This is a genomic window from Granulicella tundricola MP5ACTX9, assembly GCF_000178975.2.
Lineage (GTDB): Bacteria > Acidobacteriota > Terriglobia > Terriglobales > Acidobacteriaceae > Edaphobacter > Edaphobacter tundricola.
In genome coordinates, this window is sequence record NC_015064.1 from 112,822 (window position 1) to 135,957 (window position 23,136).

General features: G+C 54.3%; 20 protein-coding genes and 3 pseudogenes. 3 read left to right on the forward strand and 20 right to left on the reverse strand.

The features are described from left to right. Positions 1 to 52: 52 nt before the first annotated feature. Complete coding sequence (locus ACIX9_RS00475; RefSeq protein WP_013578511.1) at positions 53 to 385, reverse strand: hypothetical protein; 333 nt, start codon at positions 383 to 385, stop codon at positions 53 to 55. 18 nt (positions 386 to 403) lie between these two features. Beyond that, complete coding sequence (locus ACIX9_RS00480; protein ID WP_013578512.1) at positions 404 to 1,354, reverse strand: hypothetical protein; 951 nt, start codon at positions 1,352 to 1,354, stop codon at positions 404 to 406. Between the two features lie 1,102 nt (positions 1,355 to 2,456). On the opposite strand from ACIX9_RS00480, the gene ACIX9_RS00485 reads away from it, so the two are divergent. Then, on the forward strand, positions 2,457 to 3,167 hold the full coding sequence (locus ACIX9_RS00485; RefSeq protein ID WP_013578513.1) for a hypothetical protein: 711 nt from the start codon (positions 2,457 to 2,459) through the stop codon (positions 3,165 to 3,167). 725 nt (positions 3,168 to 3,892) lie between these two features. Here the strand turns inward: ACIX9_RS00485 and ACIX9_RS25500 are convergent. The 7 genes and pseudogenes from ACIX9_RS25500 to ACIX9_RS00510 form a co-directional block, all read right to left on the reverse strand. Then, on the reverse strand, positions 3,893 to 4,111 hold the full coding sequence (locus tag ACIX9_RS25500; protein ID WP_157477176.1) for a hypothetical protein: 219 nt from the start codon (positions 4,109 to 4,111) through the stop codon (positions 3,893 to 3,895). A 371-nt stretch (positions 4,112 to 4,482) separates the two neighbouring features. Beyond that, on the reverse strand, positions 4,483 to 5,172 hold the full coding sequence (locus ACIX9_RS00490; RefSeq protein ID WP_013578514.1) for a hypothetical protein: 690 nt from the start codon (positions 5,170 to 5,172) through the stop codon (positions 4,483 to 4,485). A 438-nt stretch (positions 5,173 to 5,610) separates the two neighbouring features. Next, positions 5,611 to 6,012: a hypothetical protein gene (locus ACIX9_RS00495; RefSeq protein ID WP_013578515.1), complete on the reverse strand. Its 402-nt coding sequence runs from the start codon at positions 6,010 to 6,012 to the stop codon at positions 5,611 to 5,613. Beyond that, positions 6,009 to 6,494 (reverse strand): Panacea domain-containing protein, encoded by a 486-nt coding sequence (locus tag ACIX9_RS25505; protein ID WP_013578516.1) that lies wholly within the window; start codon positions 6,492 to 6,494, stop codon positions 6,009 to 6,011. Before ACIX9_RS25505 ends, ACIX9_RS00495 begins: the two co-directional genes overlap by 4 nt. Before the next feature lie 407 nt (positions 6,495 to 6,901). Further along, positions 6,902 to 7,132: a hypothetical protein gene (locus ACIX9_RS26640; RefSeq protein WP_232298759.1), complete on the reverse strand. Its 231-nt coding sequence runs from the start codon at positions 7,130 to 7,132 to the stop codon at positions 6,902 to 6,904. Between the two features lie 67 nt (positions 7,133 to 7,199). Continuing rightward, positions 7,200 to 7,622 (reverse strand): annotated as a pseudogene (locus tag ACIX9_RS27590) (recombinase family protein); the annotation flags it as partial. A gap of 665 nt (positions 7,623 to 8,287) precedes the next feature. Next, positions 8,288 to 9,247: an IS5 family transposase gene (locus ACIX9_RS00510; protein ID WP_041597230.1), complete on the reverse strand. Its 960-nt coding sequence runs from the start codon at positions 9,245 to 9,247 to the stop codon at positions 8,288 to 8,290. Positions 9,248 to 9,301: 54 nt separating this feature from the next. Here ACIX9_RS00510 and ACIX9_RS00515 point away from each other — a divergent pair, with 54 nt between their 5' ends. Then, positions 9,302 to 9,964 (forward strand): GIY-YIG nuclease family protein, encoded by a 663-nt coding sequence (locus ACIX9_RS00515; RefSeq protein ID WP_041596854.1) that lies wholly within the window; start codon positions 9,302 to 9,304, stop codon positions 9,962 to 9,964. 618 nt (positions 9,965 to 10,582) lie between these two features. On the opposite strand, the gene ACIX9_RS00520 is transcribed toward ACIX9_RS00515, so the two are convergent. The 4 genes and pseudogenes from ACIX9_RS00520 to ACIX9_RS00535 form a co-directional block, all read right to left on the reverse strand. Further along, positions 10,583 to 11,263 (reverse strand): hypothetical protein, encoded by a 681-nt coding sequence (locus ACIX9_RS00520; protein ID WP_013578517.1) that lies wholly within the window; start codon positions 11,261 to 11,263, stop codon positions 10,583 to 10,585. A 2,054-nt stretch (positions 11,264 to 13,317) separates the two neighbouring features. Next, positions 13,318 to 14,028 (reverse strand): IS66 family transposase, encoded by a 711-nt coding sequence (locus ACIX9_RS00525; protein ID WP_013578518.1) that lies wholly within the window; start codon positions 14,026 to 14,028, stop codon positions 13,318 to 13,320. A 67-nt stretch (positions 14,029 to 14,095) separates the two neighbouring features. Next, a pseudogene (tnpB, locus tag ACIX9_RS00530) lies at positions 14,096 to 14,443 on the reverse strand (IS66 family insertion sequence element accessory protein TnpB). Beyond that, complete coding sequence (locus tag ACIX9_RS00535) at positions 14,440 to 14,727, reverse strand: transposase (RefSeq protein WP_013578519.1); 288 nt, start codon at positions 14,725 to 14,727, stop codon at positions 14,440 to 14,442. Before ACIX9_RS00535 ends, tnpB begins: the two are co-directional and overlap by 4 nt. Positions 14,728 to 14,951: 224 nt before the next feature. On the opposite strand from ACIX9_RS00535, the gene ACIX9_RS00540 reads away from it, so the two are divergent. Continuing rightward, positions 14,952 to 15,912 (forward strand): IS5 family transposase gene (locus tag ACIX9_RS00540; protein ID WP_408609724.1). Its coding sequence is split into 2 segments (ribosomal slippage): positions 14,952 to 15,509 and positions 15,511 to 15,912, totalling 960 coding nucleotides; the frame shifts between segments, so codons are not numbered across the junction. A gap of 604 nt (positions 15,913 to 16,516) precedes the next feature. Here ACIX9_RS00540 and ACIX9_RS24380 read toward each other — a convergent pair. The 7 genes and pseudogenes from ACIX9_RS24380 to ACIX9_RS00585 form a co-directional block, all read right to left on the reverse strand. Next, the gene (locus ACIX9_RS24380; protein WP_083808351.1) at positions 16,517 to 17,062 is read right to left on the reverse strand and encodes a glycosyltransferase; all 546 of its coding nucleotides are present in this window, start codon (positions 17,060 to 17,062) and stop codon (positions 16,517 to 16,519) included. 825 nt (positions 17,063 to 17,887) lie between these two features. After that, positions 17,888 to 18,088: pseudogene (locus ACIX9_RS00560) on the reverse strand (IS3 family transposase); the annotation flags it as partial. Positions 18,089 to 18,579: 491 nt separating this feature from the next. Beyond that, positions 18,580 to 19,218 carry a G/U mismatch-specific DNA glycosylase gene (mug, locus tag ACIX9_RS24385; protein ID WP_013578520.1) on the reverse strand — a complete coding sequence of 213 codons (639 nt, stop codon included), beginning with the start codon at positions 19,216 to 19,218 and terminating at the stop codon, positions 18,580 to 18,582. Between the two features lie 114 nt (positions 19,219 to 19,332). Further along, positions 19,333 to 20,271, reverse strand: a complete 939-nt coding sequence (locus ACIX9_RS00570; RefSeq protein WP_013578521.1) for an aldo/keto reductase — start codon at positions 20,269 to 20,271, stop codon at positions 19,333 to 19,335. Positions 20,272 to 20,570: 299 nt separating this feature from the next. Further along, positions 20,571 to 21,302, reverse strand: coding sequence for an SDR family oxidoreductase (locus tag ACIX9_RS00575; protein WP_013578522.1), 732 nt, complete (start codon positions 21,300 to 21,302; stop codon positions 20,571 to 20,573). 204 nt (positions 21,303 to 21,506) lie between these two features. Further along, positions 21,507 to 22,448 (reverse strand): alpha/beta fold hydrolase, encoded by a 942-nt coding sequence (locus ACIX9_RS00580; RefSeq protein ID WP_013578523.1) that lies wholly within the window; start codon positions 22,446 to 22,448, stop codon positions 21,507 to 21,509. Between the two features lie 238 nt (positions 22,449 to 22,686). Beyond that, positions 22,687 to 23,118 carry a DUF6640 family protein gene (locus ACIX9_RS00585; RefSeq protein ID WP_013578524.1) on the reverse strand — a complete coding sequence of 144 codons (432 nt, stop codon included), beginning with the start codon at positions 23,116 to 23,118 and terminating at the stop codon, positions 22,687 to 22,689. Positions 23,119 to 23,136: the final 18 nt, after the last annotated feature.

Here is a 23,136-nt window from a genome sequence, read left to right on the forward strand (position 1 = left end):
GACATTAATGTCACAGTGGTTTGCATGATTCCAGGGTGATGTCCATGTGACACTAAAGCGCGGCTGCCAAAGAGATAATTTGGTCTGCTAGAGCAGCTATCTTGGCGGCCGTGCTGATAGTCGATGCGACTTTTGCCAAGTCGCCTATCTGCTGCTTTAGCGTTGCATCTGCGTCCGCGATCTTACTTGTTAGGCTGGTGAAACTATTATCATCTAGAGTAATAGAGAGGCCTACAAGTTGTTTTTGCTTCCCATCTAGCTGTACCCGCATTGCATATAGTTGTTGCCAATCGGGATTGGATGATGGAAGTGCAGGATCAGATAGAATCCGATCAAGCTGGGTGAGAACATTGCCGATAAGCTCAACAAGCTGTACAAGGGTCATTATTCTCTCCAGAACACATCAAGATGCAGTTATCAAAGACTGAATTGCCTGGGCCAATGGCTGTGCTGCAGCGGAAAAATCTTGAACGGCCTTCCATAGAGCGGTAAGGCTCTGCGGGTCCCTGTTCGATCGCGAGTAGGCTACTAGCGCGACGAACGAGGCCCGCATCTTTGCAACGGCAGGGGCGGGGTCTGCCGCTTGTAGATCTCCCTGTAGGCGGCGATAGGCGTTGATCTGTCCTGCTATTGAGATACGCCTTTCAACATTTGGGACGGCCGTGTTCAGTTCTGCTGAGTAAGCCTGGCTTAAATAAATACTTTGCGCCCCTACAGCAGATTTTTGTCGTTCGTAGGCCAACGTAAGCTCACTTCCGAGAAGTTCGATCAAACTCTCGATAGGCTTCTCATTATCTTGAATTGTTTTTTCGATGTCTCGACGAGATTTCTTATCAATGATGGCCTTGGCAACGGCACCCATGGCCTCCGCAGCTGCACTTGCCAAGCCAGCAAAATGTGCATTGTCCAGCTTAGAGTTCGGCAATCCCCCCGCGTCGGTAGCGAGCTTCTTCATCGAAGAACTTAAATCGGCGGCGTTTTGAGTTACTGCCGTACCGGCCTTTCCAGATGCGAGAGTAGCCAAATTCGCGGTGAAACTAGACAAAACCAAAATGGACTTAGTACGAATCTTGATCTCGTTAGCAGAAATAACAACACTCTGTTCGATGGCTGTGACATCGATAGGTTTGGCTTCAAAGGCCAAGCGTTCCACCAGAGCTTCTTGTTCAATGGCGTTCTCATTGTTTAGGAATAACGTAGCACTTGCAGCCACAATACTAGACGCATCACTGAACTGCTGTATCGGTTTCTGGTAGTCCATGGGCCCACAGCCCGTTGCCAGCAAGAGAGCAGGGCCGATCAGATATAGGTTCCGAAACGCGGTTAATCCAAAACGGCTAGAAGTACTGGACATTGAGCGTTCTCCAATTTGCTGGATGTAATGATGTTCTGGGGCCCAGTGCTAATAGATCGTTCGAGATGAAACATACGTGAGACTTTCCCCTTTGGCAAGTAGAATAATAAGGACGCTTCTTTTATTGGATCCCGATAATCTCTTGACGTCAGCCTTGGCACTGAGTCACACGAGGACGATCAGCTCATCATTTCTTGTCTCGCTGCGGCCTTACCCCTTATACTTCGCTTCCGGAGACCGTCGGCAAGTCTTAGAGCTAACCGGAAGCTTGTCATCACTTGCACAAGGATCGCCTGTTACTCGCCCTCTGCAAGCGCCGCCGCGCTTCTTCGGTGACCGCTAAGCTTGACCGGCTGGCCCGGAATATTCACATCTGCACAGACTTATTACATAGAGATGACTTCCGTGCCGTCGACGCGCCGGAGGCGATCCCTACCGTCGTTCCGATGATGCCCGTGTTTGCCCAAAACGTGGCCGGGAACGTCTCTAGCCGCACCAAGCTATCTTGGCCGCGCGATAGCTGGTGGGATGAAGCCAGTAGGCCACCGTGTGTCATTTGAGGACTTCGCCGGTATCACTGAACTTGGTCGAAAGGTGAGGGGCTGTACGCGAACCGGGAAGGCCGTCGCCACCCGTGCCGACCGCTGCTGGTGACTGTGGAGAGCCAAGCGGAAGGAAATCCACCCACCAGCGAATTTGCCAACGAACTCAACTACCGAGGCGAGAAACTCCCCTTGGTGGTGACTTGTCAACCATGCAGATTTTGCGTGTGACCGGCGTTCGCAAGTTCCGCTGACCTCAAATATGAGTTTCTAAAAAAGTTTTAGGCTCTCAAGTCTCTGCCGTTCTATAATCCGCAGCATCTCGGAGATAAAAAGTTGCCACTGCCTGTTTGGAGACCTTCCGACGTAAATCGGCTGATAGCTGTGGGGACAATGTGTTTCTGCATATTGATGGTTGTTGCGATTGCAATGATTGGTCTCTGTACCGGGCTTTTGGACATAAAGTCCTTTGGTCAAATCAGTAAGGGGGGATTTGGCACTGGAATTCTCGCGATGCTGGTGATGCTAGTACTTGCTGTAACAAGAATGGTGGGAGCAAAATGACTCAAGTAGTTCCTAAACTTGCTCAAGAAGAGCCAGTAAGTCAAAGAGAGCAAAAACTGGTTTGGTTACAGTTTGCGATCGGGGCTGTGACGCTTGTTATTTGCGCAGTGGCTGCATTTGTTATTTATCCGAGCTTCCATAAGGCAAAGCAAGCCGAGATAACGCAGGCGGCGACTGCGGTCCGGGCCGAAAGCAGCTTAGCTGCTTTGTCTTCCTCGACACTGCAGAGGATCCAACAGCTTGATGCTCAGAGCAATGCACTTACGACTTCAGAGGTTCCAGAGTTATACTTCTGGAAAGGCGGCCTGCAGAAAAGCACACTGAGTTCTGAGGCGGTGGCTCAGCTTTCAAGAATCTTGATCGAGCGCAGGTTTCTTATCGGCGATTCAGCGCCGCTCCTCAACTATTCTCTACCTCTTAAAAACTATGTATGCGGGCACTTTTGGTTCGTCATTGCCACATCTCCAGGAAACGTCGAAGACACTCGGAGAGCACTTTTGTCATTGCGGCAGAGGGATCCGCGCTTCACAACTGCGGAGACCATCGATAGCGGACCTAACAATCCGGCCAACGGTATTGCTATTGGTTTTTTTACTTCTCAGGAGGACGCAGTGGCACTGACCCGCGAAATAGGCGTACCTGCTTTCGAAGCGAAGCGATGGGGCTTCGCCCCGAACGAAGCTCAATGCCCGATTCCCGCGCGATAGAGTTCCGTTCTAGGAGTGATTTATCTCATCACTTGATTCGAACTTTGGGAGAAAACACATGGGCGAATGATCTTTCAGAGACCCGGAATCGATGTCTGTATCGCACGCGCTCCATTCGTCATGGGGAAATTTGCTGCGGTGGATGATGTCCATACCCCCAGACGAAGGCGCAGCACGCCGTTCAAGCTGGCCGGATCACCCTGGGCCTTGTTTATGCCCTCACCCAGTTCTTTGGATTGATCGAAGCATCGAGATTCGAGTCGGCCTTAATCCATGTTGCGGTATCTTCGTCGTCGTCTCCATCGCCCAGGCCGCACACCCAGGCGAACCAGGAGTCGCCGCTGTGAAAACACCAATGACTTTCTCGCTGTAGTCGTGCTGCTGACGGCAGAACGTCTAGGTATCGAGAGCGGCGAGGTGGCACACGACATGCTTCCTGTAGCGCCGACGAAATACCCAGGCTCCTGCGTGTAACACCTGACCACGTGTTCGCCATGATGTTCGCGTGCATGGGTGTCCAACCGTATTTGCCACACAGTCCCACGGCCTAGCCGAGGTGCTCATCAGCGACAGTCTCACTATGCGGCGCAGCTCACCGCCTGACCACGCCTAGCCGCGCTCCTCGCCCCATTCACGCCAGAGGCGAATCTCGTGCGTTCGGCAGCAGCTTCGACGTCCCCCAGAGACACTACCAAGTCACAGAGACACAGCTTATCCCCGGCGGCCTAGCTCACTTCGTTCATCATAACGGGATCAACCTTGCTGGTCTCGGAGTGATCCAGGGCTTGTCCCTCCACGTTGCGCTCCTGCTTCGATCCCCGCCGACGATGTTCGGTGAGCTGCCACCTGGTGACGTTGTGAACCCAGGTGCTGAAGCTTGGATCGGGCCGGATCGGACGTCTGGAGTTGCTGCCATACGGCGATAGTGGTGTCTTATGCGACATCCTCGATCAGATCTGGGCCGTATCCGCGCTTCTGGACGGGGGTATAAGCATCGCTGTTGATTGCCCCAAGGGATTATTCATGGTTGCGGCTGTGCAGGTGGACGTATGAATGTCGTAGGCGTTTCTTAGGGACAGTTTTAGCCACGGAGGGTCTCCATGGTCGTCACAGGAAGGAAACATCTGGCGTAAGCCGACAATGGCCTGAGCTTCCTCGTTCCCTGCGATCGCCCTTTTGACGGTGGAAGCCTTGGCTGGGGGAATCGATGTTGGTCGGATTATGAAGCGGTTTGGATCAGCGAAAGCAAGAACGTTCCGCCGATTCAGTATTTGGTAGCCCTACTCACCTGGTGTATGTGAGTAGGGCCTCTTCGCTATTTGGTTTCTGACAAGGGAATCGCCATCTGGACCTGAGTGAGGAAATGCTTCATCAGTGCGTCTGAGATGAGCAAGGGGATCAGCTTAGGCGTGATCTTTGCCACGAGGAGAGCCACATCTGCCACGGTCGGCTGACGAATTGCTCCATCGGAGCAATTTGCCGTTCCGACAATCGAACGTTCATGACGCCTCACGTAGCTGTCAGCAGTAGTGCGCGGGATGCCCTGCAGACGGAGGAATTGGCTCCATTGCCCCCCGCAACCAAGGCGAGCAAAGCGACCCTTATAGGTGTGAAGGCTGGCAGCCAGTTCCAGCTTGACCTTCGCCAACTCATCCTTTGCCTTTCCTTGCGTCTCCTTCGCAGATGTTGCCGACTTGAGTTTCACCCCGTGAGCAGTCCAGAGATCCTGGATGACAGTAGCCAGCTGCGCCTCCGCCGGATCTTCGGTATCGATCATGGTCGCGCTTACGCAAATACTCGCTTCAGTCTCGCGCTTCCTCGACTTCGACTTCCACTGCTGGGCAGCGGGTGTTCCCGAGACTACGCCACCATGAGACGCTGTCATTCCATCACGCGGTTCACCAGCGGTGCTTGCTGCGCTTACGTCGAGCGAAGACTTGACGCCTTCTTCGCTATCCTTCACGGTGGTCGGAAGATTGGCCGACCCCGTCGTGTGTTCCATCATTTGCTGCTCCTCGAGGAAAGTTTCCCTTTTGGCTAATACCCGAGACGACGCCTGCCACCCAATTTCATGAGGACTGATAGGTACTTTCTTCGTAGGAGTTCCTTCGTAAGCTATCTGATCTATTTGAGAAACGATCTGAAGCGATTGAAGATCGCGCCTCCGTCATCAGCCGTCGAACATCCCCTCCTAACAAAGAATGTGTGAGCGACGGTCTGCAAATGATCCTTTACAGAACCGATAAGAGCTGTCTACGTTATTGCATGGAACACCATGACCCAGCGGACCCGCGAGCAGTACGAAGCAAGCTGACAGTCCATTCAAAGATCGGCGACCCCCAGACGGGGGTGCTCCAGGAAGCGATCCGACGTATGGTCGTTTCTCCGGGGTAGTCGTCTTCTCTTCGTTGTCTGACTAAGCAACAAAGCGTTGGTCAACCTGCTACCGAAAGATGTACTTAAGGACTATGACGAGGGTACCGATTAGGTTGATTGTCATAGAAGTAACGAGGGTGATCAGCACTTTATCGCTGAAGGGCCGCCATGCAGGACAAGCACCTTGCGCTATGAGGATGATGAAAAGAGCCAAAATCCAACTTGCCACCAACGCAAACACCCAGCGAGCGTATCTCTCTCGCTGACTCCGAGCCGATTGCATATCTTTTATTTGTTCCTTCATCTTCTGAAGGTCCAAAAAATCTTGCTCGCGCCCTACAACCTGCACCGCTTCGGTGTCTACGGAGGCACCTGCAATATCCGGAACCATTCCAGCGCGGGTTTGCCGGTCTATCGCAGCTATTGCTTCTCTAATGCGCTCTGATAGTTGCTGTTCTTCCGAATTCATACGCGAGGTTGAGCAAGCGCACTGAAGTATCTACGAATATCTTCGTTCTCGATTAGCGCCTTTTTCGCATTCCACGCTGCCTCCCAAGGAGAACCAGGGGCGTGAGTCAGCTCGACCAACTTGAAAGGCTGTAGTCGCCCATATTGATTCCAGACCGCGCCGACGACGCTTTTGGAGTAGGCATCTTCCAGTGTGGGGCACGTTGTTCCAATCTTGCCATTCGAGTCAATGCGAAACTCAACGGCCTTCCCAGTAATTGGAGAACTGCCAAAACGACGGAACTGGTTGTAAAGGTTACGCACTACGGGACCGTATTGCCAAGCCTCGATAGGGTCCAATATAAGGGGATTTGCGCTCCAACCCAGGTTCCACCCATGAGCGAAATAGACGAGCTTCTGAATGTTGATCTGGGTGAGAGAGAGGCCCTCAGCAGATGCTCTGTCGAGAAGTTCATTTGCTACGGCGGTTGCTGGGAACGGCATATAGTCCTCCAGTATACTGATGCGAACAGAAGGCGAAAAGCTCTCTTTAAGCTTAAAGAGGTATCCACCGATATTCGCATATCCATTATCGGACCGACTAGTGGAGGACCTCGATAACGTCCATCCAAGTCCGGCATGCTCACGAAGGCTTTGACTTCCGTCCTCTCCGCTTCTCCAAACGTAGCCCGATAGTAGAGCATTCCACGGTTTGCCACACACCGCTCCGCGATGCCGACGAAATCGGCTTCCGCGAGGATTGGGGTCCTGATGAAGTTGCTCTTGTAACATAAGAGTCTCAAGCTCTCTCATCACTCCGACTGGAATTTCCACGTCTGCGGAACTTCTACCAGCGGCAACTGTTTCTGACAGTTTGACTACCAAGAATGAGCGTGAACCCGGCCAAAGGCTCACCCAACTGGTTTATACAGTTCGCGGTCCTTCTCGATTTGCTCGTACAACTCCTCGAAGGTGTTGACCTCGCCGTGAATCGACGGAAGGTGACCGGTAACGTTTGAGTCTGAGGACATGCAGATGGCACCGGCTAATCCGCCGGTGGGCAACGTCAGGAACAATGGGCCGGAGATGTGAATAGTGCGTGATTGGAGAAGCAGCTGTTCTTGACAGATGCCCAATCCCATCTGCCATAGCGTAGATGCGCTCGCGGTCGACGATTCGCTTCGGTCGGCCGAGCACCTTACCCTTCGCTTTGGCATTCCGAACGCCGGGGGTAGCCCTCTCCCTGATGAGATCTCGTTTCAGCCGAGCCACAGCCGCAATGATGGTGAAGAGCGCCTGGCCGAGGGGGCTGCCTGTATCTAGATTCTCTTGGTAGCTGATGAATCCGACACCCAGTGAGCGGGATTATTCTAACGCTGAAAGAAGATGCTTAGTAGACCGGGCGAACCGGTCAAAACGCCAAACCAGGACAGCCTCTATCTTCCGCTTGCGGACATCGCCTACGAGCCGGTTCAACTCAGGGCGGGAATCCATAGAGCCGGACACCCCGACATCAACATATTCATGGCTGTCAGCACATCCCCGAGCGGAACAGTAGGCGCGGAGATCCCTGAGCTGCATCTCGCAGCTTTGATCTTTGGTGCTTACACGAGCGTAGATGGCGACACGCATCTTTCTCCAGACGTTATGCCAAAGGGCTCCCAGAGAGCAGGACCACGATGCCCATGTTATTTACCGTGCGTGGGCGAAAATCAGGTTCCGCCTTCGCGAGATAATTGACAGCCTCGCGAAGGTCAGACGTCATGATCAGTCGCTTAGGAGCAGAACAGCATGGCACGGCTGCTATGGCAATGAACTCAAAGAGCGTAGCCTCGCAAATGCCAGTCGGTCCTGGCCGGAAACCCTTCGGTTGATTCGGTGGTGCGCGGCACTCCAGAACGGAACTTGTGACACTGACGGACGCCTGTCTGTCCTCTGTGCCATCTTAGTACTCATGGAACCTATCAAGATTACATTTCTGGAAACCTCCCCGGATGGTCTGCGTCGCCTCACTAGGGATAACTGGTCCGGTGCATGCCTAGTCATGACGCGGAAGCATTTCGAGACATCCCAGAAAACGGCCGAATTAGACCGACCTGGCGTGTACGTCCTGGTCGGTCCATCAGATGTCGATACTGTTGCACATCCACCTAAGGAGCCTCTGCGCAGGCGGCCGATTTGACGATGTCGGTGTGTGCCTTGAGTCGGCGGCCAAGTTTTTCTGCGGTTGGGCCGTGCTTTGCTTGTTCTGGCTGGGGTTTGTGCGGAGTCGAAGACTCATAGCCCGTCTCCCGGCGCTAGGCGGCGGTTCCCGCCAGGTGCTTGCGGTGGAGGTAGAGGTTGATGAGGGCGAAGTTGGCGCATAGCCGGTGATGGTTCTTGGCGATGCCTCTGTAGCGTACCTTGTCGAAGCCGAAGACGCGCTTCAGGATACGGAAGACGTGTTCTACTTTCGCTCTTACTTTTGATTTCGTCGTATTCTTCTTCTTTGCCGCTTCATCGACATAGTTCTTGAACCTGGTTCGCTTGCAGGTCATGTCCTGGGCCTTGGGCGCGGCCTGCCGGATGGCCTTGGTCTGGCCTTGATAGCCGCCGTCGCCCCACACCTTGCGCTCCTCCCCATGTAGCAGATCCGGCAGCATGTGTACGTCGGAGACGTTGGCCGCCGACGTTGCCACTGAGTGCACGTGACCTTCTTTTGCATCAACGCCGATGTGCGCCTTCAGTCCGAAGTACCACTGCTTGCCCTTACGAGTCTGACGCATCGCCGGATCACGCTCTTTCTTCTCGTTCTTGGTCGAAGAAGGCGCATGAATAATGGTCGCATCCACGATCGTGCCGGTCTCGATGCGGATGCCCCTGGCCGCCAGATGCAGGTTCACCGCGTCGAGCATGGCACCGCCAAGGTCATGCTTTTCGAGCAGGTGGCGGAAGCGCAGCACTGTCGTTTCATCCGGTGCCGGAGCCACGCCCAGGTCAACACCAGCGAACCGCCGCAGCGTGAAGGACTCATAAAACGCCTCTTCGACGCCGGGGTCGGACAAGTTGAACCACTGTTGCATAAAGTACGTCCGAAGCATGATCGCAAGCCCGACAGGACGACGGCCGTTGCCGGCCTTCGGGTAGTGCGGTTCGACCAGAGCCTGTAACTCGGGCCACGGAACAACCACTTCCATCTCATCCAAAAACAGCTCCCGCCGAGACTTCCGCCCATACTTCTCAAAGATCGACTGGGACGCAAACGTCTGCTGCTTCATCGCCATCCACCCCTAACCATCAGATTAATCCATCAGGCCGCGGACGCAGAACTTGTGCAGAGTTTCCCTAAGCTGATCTCACACATTTACATCGGAAAGAGCGACGTTCTCGACGAGCGTCTTCGGAGTCACCACGAGAGCAAAGTATTCTGGTCGACGGCATTTGCTTTTTACCGTCCGGCGGACGACCTCCATGGCGGCCAAATCGCGCAGTTGGAAGCTAACCTCATTGAGAAGGCGCGTGCGGCGGGGAATCATGTACTGCATAACGTGGTCACCCCCCGTAAGATCGGGAAAGGATTCGAGCCGGAGAGCCTAGCAGCCTTTGCTCAACAAATCGAAGAGATGTTGAAAGCGCTCGGCCATGATTTATTTTCGACTCAGAGTTTGCCGCAGGCGCAAACCGAAAAGTTTGACTTGGGATATACAAAGATCCCAGAAAACCTGAAGACCGTAGTGGAGAAGATTAAGGCGTGGTGCTTAGAGCTGCCTGCGACGAACTTCTATGAAACAGCGGTTCCTGACTTCCGGGCGAAGGTCATGCATGGCGAGAGCTCGAGAGTTTTCGCGCGGGTTGAGGTCCAGAAGCATGCTGTAAAGCTCACCATGAAGGCAGGTCCGACGCTAATGCTTGACGCTCAATCTCATGTCTACGAGCAGGTTAGGGAAGAACTTAGAAACTCGCATGACCGAGCACTTAAACACCTTGCAGATTAGTGGAGGTGTTGAAATTGCTAAGTTTTGATTTATTGCGAGTAAAGTCCAGTTCAACTATGGCCTTTTGTTATTTTCTTTAATCTAAAAGTGCAGGCAAACAGCACGGTAAACGGGCTATGTCGCATGTAAATATGGGTTTATTCCTTACTGCCCAGCTAAAGATATTCCACCTTTCTCTACGGTGAACAGGCCGAACATTTTTAAAATTGCTTCTTTTCTGGTGGTAAACGGCTCCTTTTTCGAAAAATGAGCCACACATTGGCTGCATAAGAATGCTCCGCTCTTAGGCAATTTTGAAGCCGCTTTTCCTGAGTGTCGGGCTTATGAGGGAGCGTTTACCGAACGGATACCGCTAGAAGGCGTCGTCGAAGTTGTCCATGGATTCAACAGCGGAGCGCGTCACAACTTGGGCCCATCTACCTTCTACGATTTCTTATCTAAGGAAGCCGCTATGTAGTGAAAATGATCCATAGGTCAGAGCTTTCTAGTAAGAAGCCGAGGCAATGGTGTGCGCCACCTTGTGGCCAATCGTGACTCGAGTAAAGACATGCACATCCAGCGATGCAAAAGGAAGTCACCGCATAAAAAAAATCTGAAGGACTTAACTATTACTTTAACTTATTCAGGCTCCTCAGATTGAGCGGAACCGTATTCAGTCTTCTTGCATGTATCGGGACGGTCGTTATCATGGCTGATTACATCGATTATCGACGGGATCTCAGATACTTGGGGATTGCTGTTAGGGCTGACCGGGTAGAACTCAATGGTGGCTGATGTATCCATGGAATCGAATGTCGCGTTATGATGTTCGCCACGTGATTGATATTCCGGGTCGCTTATTGCATGGGCGCTAAGGACATAGCAGTGATTGACGAGATCAAAAAACGTGACCTCATCAACAACGGCACCCATCCCAAAGAGGGCGGCAACCTTGCGCTTGCGTCTTATTTTTTCCCAAAAGTTTACCGGATGGTCATCCGGCGCTCCACCGAAGTAGTACTCCAGTGACTCAATATCGGCCCATTTGAATGCATCTGCCTTGTTCTCATATTTGAGCAGATGCCCTACTCCAAGTGATTCATTTAGCAAGAAGGTACCGTGTACATGTCCTATATGCCAATGAGTAGGGTCTCGGTCGGCGGTGTTCGCATACTTTGGATCATCCGGCGATAGGACGGTAAGGTTATATGTGATCTGGTGCACAATCACATCCCGATTCCCCACATTAATGAGTGTCCCTCGCTTCGTACTTGAGGTCACGGCTTGAACGCTGTACACGGGGTGGAGGAGATCCCACATCTTCGGAATGTTTCCGATCCCCCATACAACAAACGATGCTCCCGCTGCTATCAACGCAAGATTTGTACCTAGGCCTTGAATGAACCGACCACGTCTGCTCTGCTGCGTCTTACATACAGAACAAAGGTCTGCTGCTAACGGAATGTCGGACGCACAGGCACAGCAAGGTTTAGTAGTGGGCGCAGCACGTTTAAGCGTGAACAATCGTTCCCTCCGGTGTAGTACCCGCCATCATATCCGATTCAATTTGACTCTCCAGTAGTTTGATAGTGGGTACAGAAATCGCCCCTTGGCACGGAGACTGCCTTGGTCTACTGAGGACGTTGGCCGTTCAACACGAGCAAACGTCGGTCGATCCGTGAACTGAAAGCTTCATCCTGAGCTTGGTGCGGGGTCGAAGACGTTGGAGCGGGTTGAGGACGTCCTGGATGACACGATCGGCGTAAAGTTCGTAGGTTTCTAGAAGGTTCTAGATGTCGGACAGTACCAAATTGTTTATGCCCTCTACTGCCCTTCAATGGATCGTTGCTGGCTTATGGATTCGCTCGGACGGTCTTCGAGCCGGGGTACACGAAACCGACGGTTCAGGCGAATGGGGACAGTTAAGGTCTCGTTGGTTTTTCGGCTGCTCAATTGAATGCACTTTACAACCCCAAGAGCTAGGCTCGCGGATTAGGTTTACCAGTGATATAGATCTCAAAAGCGGCGAACCTCTTCCGCAACTCAACGATCCTTTGCGTGGATTCTGCAAGCGTCTCCCCTCAGGAGTGGGCGGGAAGGCCTCTTATGGGTCATGAGGTCGGCCAAGATTCGGCGCTGGCGCTAGGAAGCATACAGTGCGGCTGAGTTGCGCGTAGATGACGCGCACATCCCATGGACGGCCTCGGCGGCGCGGGGCGAACACCAGGCCCAGGCCACCAGTTCGTCGATCGTGAGTCGTGCGTCGAACCGCAAGCGAAATAGCTCCCGAGCCACGGCAGTCAGATTTCATGAGTTGTAGGAGGCTTGACGGACGATCCAGTGGTCGGGGTCGTCGGCGACGGCGGTGGCGGCGAGGTCTTCGGTGGACATCATGGGCGGTCCCCTGGATGGTGCTAATACCCAGAGCTGTCGAAGTCGGATCGTTGAATCGATAATGAAATAACGGTTGTGGCCCGGATAGGACCCAGCACGTGGGCTAACGGTCGCCCAGCGGACCACCTCGGCCTACTGCTGGTACAGGAGAGATGGCTCATGTACGGCGGACCTGTCGCTCCTAGGCTCCGCCACATCGCAGACTAGCTTCTATCCTTCGATGTCTAACTTCCTGTATGACGTAGGGGATAGCGGTGGATCGCGCGTCCGGTTACACTTTTGGTTACACATCTGCTCCCTTTTTGCTCGACACAAAACCGCATGAGACGTTATGATCTGGCAAGTATAAAGTTCATCGAACCCGCGCCTGGAGCGGACGAATCGCGTTATGCTGTTGATCCACATAGGCTTGGAATTCGGCCGGGGTTCGAATCCCTCTCCCTCCGCCATTTAGTCTAAAATCGGCAGCTCATCAGAGTTATGCAGATAAGTCGATGCGATTATGGGCCGGTTCCAGTGATCTGTAGCGAATTATGGTACCGGAAGAGAGTTTTAGACGAAGTTCCCCTAGATCGGAGTCCAGACGGCCACCGATCTCGCCGCCCTCAACCCCGACAATGCGCGGGCGCTGATGACCGATATTGGGCCGCACGGTCTACGAACTGCTTGGGATCCTGCCTGCCGCTTGAACTGATGGAGCCGTCCAGGAAGGGAATCGCCGTCACGTACAGCTTCAGGCTCCGGTCACGTCCTCGCGGGAGATGCGAGAGTCCATCGCGGGCTCATGAAATTGACCGAAGAGACATTGCGCTCTGATTCGCGGATCGAACGCCTCATGAAAAATTTAAACTGGAGCAGCGAATAGGCCAACGCCGGATTGAAGTGCTCAAGTCCTATGACCAGACTTGCTGGTAGGCGTCTCGTCTGTACTGTTGTATGAGTGTGTTTGGAGTTAAGTATCACATAACTTATGTGGACACTTATTTTGGTATGAGTGTATGGGTCTTGTTGATCGATACGTTCCAAGGCAGAAAGTCTTGGATGCGGTTGATGGCGTGGTCAGCGATGCGTTCGAGGACGTGGTGAAGATAGAGCTCTGGATCAAGGGCGTTGAGCTTGGCTGAACCGAGCAGCGAGTATAAACGTGCCGCTCGTTCTCCACCGGCGTCCGATCCGCAGAAGAGGTAATTCTTGCGGCCAAGCGCGACAACGCGCAGCGCCCGTTCGGCGGTGTTGTTATCGATCTCGAGTTGACCATCTTCGGCGTAGCGGATCGCCGCCGCCGTGTCGGACGTGGAAGAGAGCTTCGCGAGTGTCGTTTCGAGCCAGAGGAACAGGCTATCGAGCAGAGGTCTTGCCCTGGCTTGTCGGATCGTTCGGAAGAGGTCTGCAGTGCTGCCGCGGATCTCGGCTTCAATGTCGTAAAGAACTGCGATCCTCTTGATCTCTTCGATCGCACTGGCGGCCTGTAGTTCTTCAAGCTGCAACTCAAGCTGCTCAATCTGACAAAAGACCTTCTCGCTCTTCGCTCCGAAGAGCATGCGCTGCAGCTTCTCGACCAGCAACACCAGGCGTTCAATCTCGCTGACTCGCGAACTCAGGGCAGCCGTGTACTTCTCATGCTGTGTCATCAACAGCGTCTTGGCAGCTTCAAGATCAAGGTTGTCGAGATCTGGAGGTGCGACAAACATGAGCGAAGTATGTCGCAGACGAACGCTACTTAATAGAAGAAAACCCTTATCAATCCTGGAGAAACACTCAAACACCCATCACCGGATCTGCTGTTCGAAGCGGTGCTCTCCAGTCGATTCCCTCAAGCAACATCGAGAGCTGCGCACGGCTCAGAGATACCGTACCACTGCTCGCCTGCGGCCACACGAAGCATCCACGTTTGAGTCGCTTGGCCAGCAGTCAGAGACCGTCACCGTCGAACCAGAGCACCTTCACGATGTCGCCACGGCGACCCCGAAAAACAAATACATGGCCCGACAACGGTTGCTGCTCGAGCACCGTCTGCACCTGGGCGCTCAGACCATGAAAGCCGCGCCGCATATCCGTTACGCCAGCCGCAATCCAGATCCGTGTTCCTGCCGGAAGGCCGATCACGGACGCAGACTCTTCAGGATAAGACGCGCCGTCGCAGCATCGACGTTCCCCTCCAGTCGAATCGACACGCGACCAGGAAGCTCAATGTGAATCTTGCCTCCGCAAGCAGGTACCGCAAGAGTTTCCGGCTTCGCGAGCCGCCGCTCTTCGATCATGCTTACCGGAAGCAGCTTCGCACTGTCCTCTGCCGCCGGTCCAAGCAGCCCATCCTGCTGCAACCGCCGCCACTGAAACACTTGGTTCGCGTTGATCCCGTACTTGCGAGCTACTCGCGCACCCGACATCCCGCAGTAGTGTTCGGACTCAGAGACTTGGAAAGTCGAGTGCTTGACGCCTGCGAGTAGATGGCCCGCCCGCCTGGTGGCTTGCCCTAGCTAGGCTCTTCGGTTCTCTAAGAGCTGTCGCCTTCGTGGCATCGAGACCCGCTCCGGTTTTACCTAGGGAAACTCTGCACAAGTTCTGCGTCCGCGGCCTGATGGATTAATCTGATGGTTAGGGGTGGATGGCGATGAAGCAGCAGACGTTTGCGTCCCAGTCGATCTTTGAGAAGTATGGGCGGAAGTCTCGGCGGGAGCTGTTTTTGGATGAGATGGAAGTGGTTGTTCCGTGGCCCGAGTTACAGGCTCTGGTCGAACCGCACTACCCGAAGGCCGGCAACGGCCGTCGTCCTGTCGGGCTTGCGATCATGCTTCGGACGTACTTTATGCAACAGTGGTTCAACTTGTCCGACCCCGGCGTCGAAGAGGCGTTTTATGAGTCCTTCACGCTGCGGCGGTTCGCTGGTGTTGACCTGGGCGTGGCTCCGGCACCGGATGAAACGACAGTGCTGCGCTTCCGCCACCTGCTCGAAAAGCATGACCTTGGCGGTGCCATGCTCGACGCGGTGAACCTGCATCTGGCGGCCAGGGGCATCCGCATCGAGACCGGCACGATCGTGGATGCGACCATTATTCATGCGCCTTCTTCGACCAAGAACGAGAAGAAAGAGCGTGATCCGGCGATGCGTCAGACTCGTAAGGGCAAGCAGTGGTACTTCGGACTGAAGGCGCACATCGGCGTTGATAGCAAAAGAAGGTCACGTGCACTCAGTGGCAACGTCGGCGGCCAACGTCTCCGACGTACACATGCTGCCGGATCTGCTACATGGGGAGGAGCGAAAGGTGTGGGGCGACGGCGGCTATCAAGGCCAGACCAAGGCCATCCGGCAGGCCGCGCCCAAGGCCCAGGACATGACCTGCAAGCGAACCAGGTTCAAGAACTATGTCGATGAAGCGGCAAAGAAGAAGAATACGACGAAATCAAAAGTAAGAGCGAAAGTAGAACACGTCTTCCGTATCCTGAAGCGCGTCTTCGGCTTCGACAAGGTACGCTACAGAGGCATCGCCAAGAACCATCACCGGCTATGCGCCAACTTCGCCCTCATCAACCTCTACCTCCACCGCAAGCACCTGGCGGGAACCGCCGCCTAGCGCCGGGAGACGGGCTATGAGTCTTCGACTCCGCACAAACCCCAGCCAGAACAAGCAAAGCACGGCCCAACCGCAGAAAAACTTGGCCGCCGACTCAAGTCACACACCGACATCGTCAAATCGGCCGCCTGCGCAGAGGCTCCCTAGGCAACAAGTTAGGACTCCTTGCCGCTACCGTATAGGTCTCGTGCAAAGGCGAGAAAGCCTCTACTATTTCTCTGATAGCGTCCCCGTAACAACTCGCTAAGTGCTCTAAGTAGGCGTCCTGGGAGGACTGCCTCTCGTATGCCGTCCCGCACGCCCAAGAAGTTGAGCCTATCCTCGATGACTGATAACACGTATGCCGAATCGGGAACGTACTCTAAGAAGATCCGAACCCGTGCCTCGATATCGCGCAGCTTCCCGATCTCGTCCTCAGATCTGCCACTCACTCGCGCACCATTGATTCTGAGGTATCTGAAGAGCGATCGTTTCCGGTTATCGCTCGCCTGTGAGGCATGAATGCGATAACTTGTGAGTGGTTCTTCGACATAGAGTAGCCGGCCCGCAGCGAGCGCGAGCAACGCAACCCATTGATCAAAGCCGCAATTCTCTGTGAACGGAATCAAGTAGGGCAGGAGAATAGATCGAAAAGCCATGCCATGCCCCATAAACATCCTGTGCCGCATGTAGAGCTCGAATTGCTTTCTTCCCGCAGCGTTCGTTCGACGTAGCAAAGAAGCGGAAAGCCGGTGGGCCTCCATGGTTGTATAGTCGAGAGGCTTCGCCTCGTCATCCACCATTGACTGTTGCTAATAACTATGGTGAGGGACGTGTCCTCCTCGAAAGGTGAGGACAAGCGGGCCACATGCTCCCGAAACCATACGTCATCTTGATCGGAGAAAAGGATGACATCGTACTGGCATTGGCGGACAGCGTTTTCGAAGTTACGGTTGAAGCCGCGTGGGCCCTCATTGACTACAACCTTCACTGCAAATGGTGCGGTGGAGGCAAAGGAAGCTATGATGTCTAAGGTCCCATCCGTGGAGTGATCATCACTGACCACCAGTTCATCCGGCAAGCGTGTCTGTCTAGCAAAACTATCGAGCTGTTGCGCGATATATTTCTCGCCGTTGTAGGTCGCCAGTGCGATGCTCGATTGCAGTCTCACGAGGCCTCCCGGTCCTTCATACTACTGTGGGTGCTAACCGAAAGGTTCCGAAGCGAGTTCAATCGGTTCGGCGTAGTGCCGTACAGCGCCTCTCCTGAGGCGAGGAGTACTCCTCTGCGGAATGCCTGAGCGACTCACATTCAATACAACACTTTGAGCAGCCGCAGTCAAGGGTGCATACGGTAACTAATAACGACACCTCTGGCGCTAACGAGGGCAACAACACACTTGACACATCGGTCGAATCGGCTGGCCAGCCACAATTTCCTCTGTGGACATTCAGCGCGCTATTGCAAACACTCCGAAACCGCTTCAGATTGGAAGCAAGAATGCCCTGTGTGTGGTCGCATGTGTCGTCTATCAAGCGCCATACAGCCCTGACATAAGACGTAGCGCATACGGCTTTGAGCTCGGGATACCACAAGGCTCCGGAGTTTGGATAGGAGCGTTAGACCCCAGAGGGACTTATTTCAATGTGCGCCTAATCTACATGGATATGCCATGCGCTGGAAGATTGAGACGTTCCACAAGATCCTGAAGTCTGGCTGCAAAGCAGAAGACGTCAAGCTTCGCACCGCTAAACGGCTCGTTAATCTCATCGCCATCCTCTGTCTCATTAGTTGGCGATTCTTCTGGATGACGATGTTGAGCCGGACCAGACCCGAGGCTTCGCCGCAAATGGCGCTGACTCCAACCGAGATCTACTTACTGGATCAATTGGTAAGCGACTCACCCAGGGACTATCCCGTAAGTTCGCATTCCTGACCCCACGTCAAAACATCCTTCCAGAACGGCCCACCTGCGTTAGTGTCTATCAGCAGCGTTACGCTCCACTCGATCCTTGTCCACCCGCCAGCCTGCTCGCTTCAGCAGCGCCGTGATCCGGCGATAGCCATAACGACCGTACTGGCTGGCAAGCTGAACGATCGCCTGCGTGAGCGCATCTTCGTCTTCCCGCCGGATCGCACGGTAGCGCTGCGTGCCGCGCGGCTGACTGGCCAGCCGGCATGCCCTGCGCTCCGTCACGAGCGCAGCCATCGAAGACATGGAGAGTTTTCAGAAGCAATACCCTGGCGCTCATTTCGTCATCGAGAACGTCTCCACGCACCACGAGGTCGCCCTCTTCAAGTGGGTGCTCGTCTTGCCTGACGGCAAGGTCACGGTGAAAGGCCACGATTGCATTTGCTTCTCACCAGCCGGAAAAATCGTGAGTCTGCTCACATTTGGTCCGGCGTCCCCGAAGTTATAACCAACGAGCCCGTAGCGAAACTGCTGCGGGCTTTACTGTTCTTGTTGCTCTTTTTTTATCCTTCTAAAGGTTCTGTTCTTGGTGGTGTTTTCCAACACTCGTTTCCGGCGCGTAGCCGGGCTGAAAACGTACATTGGCCTGTTGGCAGCAGTTGAGATTCGAGTTACCTGGGTTGCTGGACGTTAGCCGACTCGTTATTCATTTGTATTCATCGCACTTGGGGTTCACGCAGGGATCTTTCATCCGTGCATCGTGCGATAGGTAGATTCTATGTCTCCAGGCTGCCGTCACTCGAATCGAGTTGTCTCGAAGCAGTCCGAAGTTCCCGATAGAAAGTTACGAGTGCCTCAAGATTGAATGCCCGATTAAGCCCACTTGGGTTCGGCAGGACCCAAACGTGCGCACCGCTAAAGCGCATAGCCTGCGGCCCCCAATCGACTCTTCTCTGCCGGAAGATCGCGGCAAAGGCGGGTTTACCGAGAAAAGCCACGTAGCGTGGCTGATAATGCCGAAGCGTTCGTTCCAGGGCCGTTGCAGCTTCGTGAAATTCATGGCCCGAAAGCTCGCTGGCTCTCACGGTCGGCCGCTCTACCGCAGCCGTCAAGCCGCACCCGAATTGAAGAATTGTGCGATCGTTTTCGGGTTTGATCACGTGTGGAGTAAACCCGGCCAGGTGAAGGACGCGCCAGAATCGGTTGCTGTGGCTTGAGAAGTGGTGCCCCGCCCGGGCTGCACTCAGTGCGGGATTGATTCCGCAAAAAACCACATCAAGATTCCTGCGGAGCAAGTCTGAAAGACGGAGCGTTGGCGCCGTTGCGTGCCGTACGACAGCAAGGTTTTCAGCGTTGATACAGAACCTCCAAATGCCCTTCCAAGTCCAATCTGCTGTACCTATTGGCTTCGCCATGCAGGCGCTCCGAAAGAATATGCGAATACTGTGTTTCGTGCACGACCTCACCGTTGCGGAACTCCACAGTGCTGCAGATGGATGCACGGTTCGGCCAGAGAATCTCTGTTGACGTCAACTCACTCGTGGGATGAAACCTGGGCTCCCGGTATTCACCACATCATTGAGCCTTTGTCTTATCTGAATGCGATTGATCTCGTCGAATGCGTCCTTTGGAAGGGGCTGGATATTGTAATTCTCTCTCGCCCGAGCCGCGGTCTTTGGCGTGGTAAGCAGTGCCGTCCCACGCTGCACCGCCCAGGCCAACAGCACCTGTGCAGGCGTCATTTCGACGCGCGCCGCAATCGCAGAAATCACCGGATCTTCGAGCAGCCCGGGCTTCATTCCGTGACCCAGCGGAGCAAACGCCAAAAATACGATTCCATGTTTCTTACAAAATTCCAAAAGCTCCGTTTCCGGTAGATAAGGATGGGACTCAACCTGAACTACGGCGGGCTTGATCCTGGCCGATTCGTAGAGAGGCAGCAGCCTATCCAGCGTGATATCAGATAGCCCAATGGCTCGACACCGGCCACCATCTACGAGACTTTCCATTGCCCTCCATGTATCGAGCAACGTCACCCCGTCATCGTAGAGGACTTTGCCGTTCTGATCGCGTGGATCCTGCTCGTCTCCTGGTTGAAACGCGAACGGAGTGTGGATGAGATAGAGATCAAGATAGTCGAGCCGGAGTCTATCGAGACTGGCCTCGAATGCTGGGGCGACGCGTTCGGGCCGATGATTGGAGTTCCACAATTTTGTGGTGATGAAGACGTCCTGGCGTGCAATTCCTCCAACCGCGAATCCGGCCTGCAACGCCTCGCCAACCTCGCGCTCGTTGCGGTATCGTTCAGCACAATCGAAGTGTCGAAATCCTGCTTCCAGCGCATCTTGGGTAGCAGTCACAGTCACGGCTGGGTCGGGAATGAGGGTGCCGAAGCCAAGCGCTGGTATCTGGCCGCGGCCGTGATTGAGCGGCATTGTTGTCATACGAAGCTCAGGATATTCAAACATGGGGTTACCTCGGTACCACTTTGTTTCCACTGAGTTTTCGATCCCCTGCACCGTAAAAGGATGCGACAAAAAGCGCGACTTGCCGCAAGGATTTCACCGGTTTGGATCTTCGCCTGCTGAAGTATCTTAATACTCCAAACCCGGCTTCCGTCTGGCAAACTTTCACTGGGGCTTTAATGGGCGTTAAATCGCCAATGCACTCACTGACAACAGCTCACGATATCCATTCGCGGGTGCGGCGTAACGAAAGAACGGAGCCCATAGGGCTCCGTTCTTTCGCGTCTCCGGAACATCGAAAACTACCAACCGTAAGCGCCGTCCTTGTGGAAGAAGCCCGCGGTCGGACCGTCTTCGCCGATCTGCGCATATTTCGCGATCGCGATTGCGCCGTCGGCTGCTGTCCCCGGACCACTGTGGTTGTTCAGGTCCGTGGCGACGTAGCCGGGGCAAACCGAGTTGACCTTCGCCTTCGTGTCCCGCAGTTCCCACGCCAGGTTCACAGTGAACATGTTCAGCGCTGCCTTTGAGGCGTTATAACCGAGCGGCTTCACACCGTAGAACGGCGAATCAGGGTTCGTGTTGATCTCGAGAGAGCCGAGACCGCTGGAGACGTTCACGATCCGCGCGGCGGGCGATGCCTTTAGTAGCGGCAGTAGCGGCTGCGTGAACTCCACCGTGCCGAAGAAATTCGTGTTGAAGATGCGCTTGATGGCGTCGATCGAGGCTGTGCTGGCTGACGAATCAGCCCCTGTCATGTCGGCAACGCCAGCGTTGTTGACCAGCACATCCAGGTGGCCAAACTCCTTCGAAATCTTCTCGACAAGCGCAGTCGAGGTTTCGTATGCGTGCTCCAGATCGGCATGCACGAATCGGACGTCCAGCGCTTCGGCTCGAAGCTTTGCCGCTGCTTCTTCGCCACGGGCGGCATCGCGTGCGCCCAATAGTACCGTAAAGCCGGCTTCGCCAAGCGCCCGCGAAACCTCAAAACCAATGCCCTTGTTAGCGCCCGTTACCAAAGCTATCTTTGCCATGCATCATCTCCGGTCTTGCTCGCTGGTTAGATTCTGTGGCCTGCGGAAAGATTCGACGACGATCGATGCATCTGCGCAGTTTTCACACGCGAAAGGCGGATGGCGAACCGACGAGTCACTGATCGATCAGTTTCGAATGAGTGATTGGGCATGTTTATCGAAGCTTGAATAGACCACTTCGCGGCTTGCTTCCGCTGAGCCGCTTTATGATGATCGACTAATGGCGGCATATGGCAGGCGGATTCTCCCTTCAGCTAACCACTGTCTGACAGTGAGAATCGCATCGGCGAATGCTGAGGGATCTTCCTTGGGAATGTTGTGGCCAGCCTTGATGACACGATGCTCATGTCTACCGACGAACATCTTCGCGTGGTGCGCCGTACCGCCGGGCTTCAGAGGATCGTCTGTGCCATCCAGAGTGACGCATGGAACCGTGATCGCGGGCCTGCTCGCCAACACTGCCTCGAGTGGCAGCAGTCTTGGATCGCTATCGGCCAGGCCAAAGTGGAAACGGTAGCAGTGGAGCACGACATCGACAAAGTCGGGATTTTCGAAGGATGCTGCGGTCATCGACAACGTGGTTTCGTCGAAGTCCCAGTTTGGCGACCATTCGCGCCAAAGCATGCCGGCCAACTCTTTACGCGATTCTGTGAGAGCGACGCGACCACGGTCTGTTTGAAAAAGATGTTGATACCAGATCGATTTCTCCAGGGAGAGAGGAAAGCCGTTTTGTTGCCGTTTGATGTCCACGATGTCGTACCCGGCATAGGAGACGAGCCCACCGATCTTGTCGGGCCATAGTGCCGCAGCAACACACGATGCCAGGCCGCCCCAATCGAATCCGGCCACGATCGCTCCCTCGATCCCGATCGCTTCAAGTATCTCGATTAGATCCCGGCCCAGAGCAGCCTGCTGCCCGGAACGCATGGTCGAAGGCGAAAGAAACGATGTAGAGCCATATCCGCGAACAAAGGGGCGAATCACTCGAGCCCCTCGGTCGATAAGAAGAGGAACCACATCATCAAACGCATGCACGTCATAAGGAAAACCATGCGTGAGGACGATCGGCCAACCATCGCTGGCGCCGTCTTCAAGGTAAGCGACCAGAAGGTCGCTGGTTTGTAGCTGACGAAGAATGAATGGCATCCGTTCTCCTCCAACGCGTTAAGATGCGCCACGTCAGGACGGAGAACCAGCCCGTCCGGCTGGACGAACTATCGTTTGCTTCCATCTCAGATCTCTTCGGTAGCTAGCGGTTCTCAACGAGTGCAACATCGCCGATACACTTAGCGACCCGACATCGATGAGTACATCAGCCTGTTCCTGTTAGCACCATAAGCTAGGGGAATCGCTTCCTTATAAGCCGCTTTATCCATATCGAAAGCTAATGACTTGGAAAGATTGCCAAAACAACGGCCACGAGAAGGATCGCGACCAGGACAAAGCCGATAGAGAGTTGTCCGGGTATTCCCATTAGCTTGGGTGTTGCAGATGCGAATTCGGGGTCGACGAACGCTGTTCCTGGAAAAATGGGAGCCGCGAAGATGCAAAGCCAATAAATTGAAGCAAGCAAGGCTGCCAACAACAGTCCACTCCTGCTCACGGGCGACTGTCGGAAAAGGATGGCAATCGCCAGCACTCCCATACTCAGTCCCATCAGTATGCTTTGCGCGTTGTGAAATTTGGCGTGAGGTGGCCATCTGGGATTCTTGATATGCTGGGCACCGGACGAGGGTATGAAGTAGTCGGCCATGAGGCCCCCTAACGCCGTCACGAACGCCACAAAAGTGATTAGCCATCGCGCGACTTCCAGCATGGCGTGTTCCTTTCAACG

What these genes read in the sequence shown, in the direction of transcription:
- ACIX9_RS00475 (WP_013578511.1), bottom strand. Translation starts at nt 385, where the DNA reads ATGACCCTTGTACAGCTTGTTGAGCTTATCGGCAATGTTCTCACCCAG.
- ACIX9_RS00480 (WP_013578512.1), bottom strand. Translation starts at nt 1,354, where the DNA reads ATGTCCAGTACTTCTAGCCGTTTTGGATTAACCGCGTTTCGGAACCTA.
- ACIX9_RS00485 (WP_013578513.1), top strand. Translation starts at nt 2,457, where the DNA reads ATGACTCAAGTAGTTCCTAAACTTGCTCAAGAAGAGCCAGTAAGTCAA.
- ACIX9_RS25500 (WP_157477176.1), bottom strand. Translation starts at nt 4,111, where the DNA reads ATGTCGCATAAGACACCACTATCGCCGTATGGCAGCAACTCCAGACGT.
- ACIX9_RS00490 (WP_013578514.1), bottom strand. Translation starts at nt 5,172, where the DNA reads ATGATGGAACACACGACGGGGTCGGCCAATCTTCCGACCACCGTGAAG.
- ACIX9_RS00495 (WP_013578515.1), bottom strand. Translation starts at nt 6,012, where the DNA reads ATGAATTCGGAAGAACAGCAACTATCAGAGCGCATTAGAGAAGCAATA.
- ACIX9_RS25505 (WP_013578516.1), bottom strand. Translation starts at nt 6,494, where the DNA reads ATGCCGTTCCCAGCAACCGCCGTAGCAAATGAACTTCTCGACAGAGCA.
- ACIX9_RS26640 (WP_232298759.1), bottom strand. Translation starts at nt 7,132, where the DNA reads ATGGGATTGGGCATCTGTCAAGAACAGCTGCTTCTCCAATCACGCACT.
- ACIX9_RS00510 (WP_041597230.1), bottom strand. Translation starts at nt 9,247, where the DNA reads ATGAAGCAGCAGACGTTTGCGTCCCAGTCGATCTTTGAGAAGTATGGG.
- ACIX9_RS00520 (WP_013578517.1), bottom strand. Translation starts at nt 11,263, where the DNA reads ATGTGGGATCTCCTCCACCCCGTGTACAGCGTTCAAGCCGTGACCTCA.
- ACIX9_RS00525 (WP_013578518.1), bottom strand. Translation starts at nt 14,028, where the DNA reads ATGTTTGTCGCACCTCCAGATCTCGACAACCTTGATCTTGAAGCTGCC.
- ACIX9_RS00535 (WP_013578519.1), bottom strand. Translation starts at nt 14,727, where the DNA reads ATGTCGGGTGCGCGAGTAGCTCGCAAGTACGGGATCAACGCGAACCAA.
- mug (WP_013578520.1), bottom strand. Translation starts at nt 19,218, where the DNA reads ATGGCGAAGCCAATAGGTACAGCAGATTGGACTTGGAAGGGCATTTGG.
- ACIX9_RS00570 (WP_013578521.1), bottom strand. Translation starts at nt 20,271, where the DNA reads ATGTTTGAATATCCTGAGCTTCGTATGACAACAATGCCGCTCAATCAC.
- ACIX9_RS00575 (WP_013578522.1), bottom strand. Translation starts at nt 21,302, where the DNA reads ATGGCAAAGATAGCTTTGGTAACGGGCGCTAACAAGGGCATTGGTTTT.
- ACIX9_RS00580 (WP_013578523.1), bottom strand. Translation starts at nt 22,448, where the DNA reads ATGCCATTCATTCTTCGTCAGCTACAAACCAGCGACCTTCTGGTCGCT.
- ACIX9_RS00585 (WP_013578524.1), bottom strand. Translation starts at nt 23,118, where the DNA reads ATGCTGGAAGTCGCGCGATGGCTAATCACTTTTGTGGCGTTCGTGACG.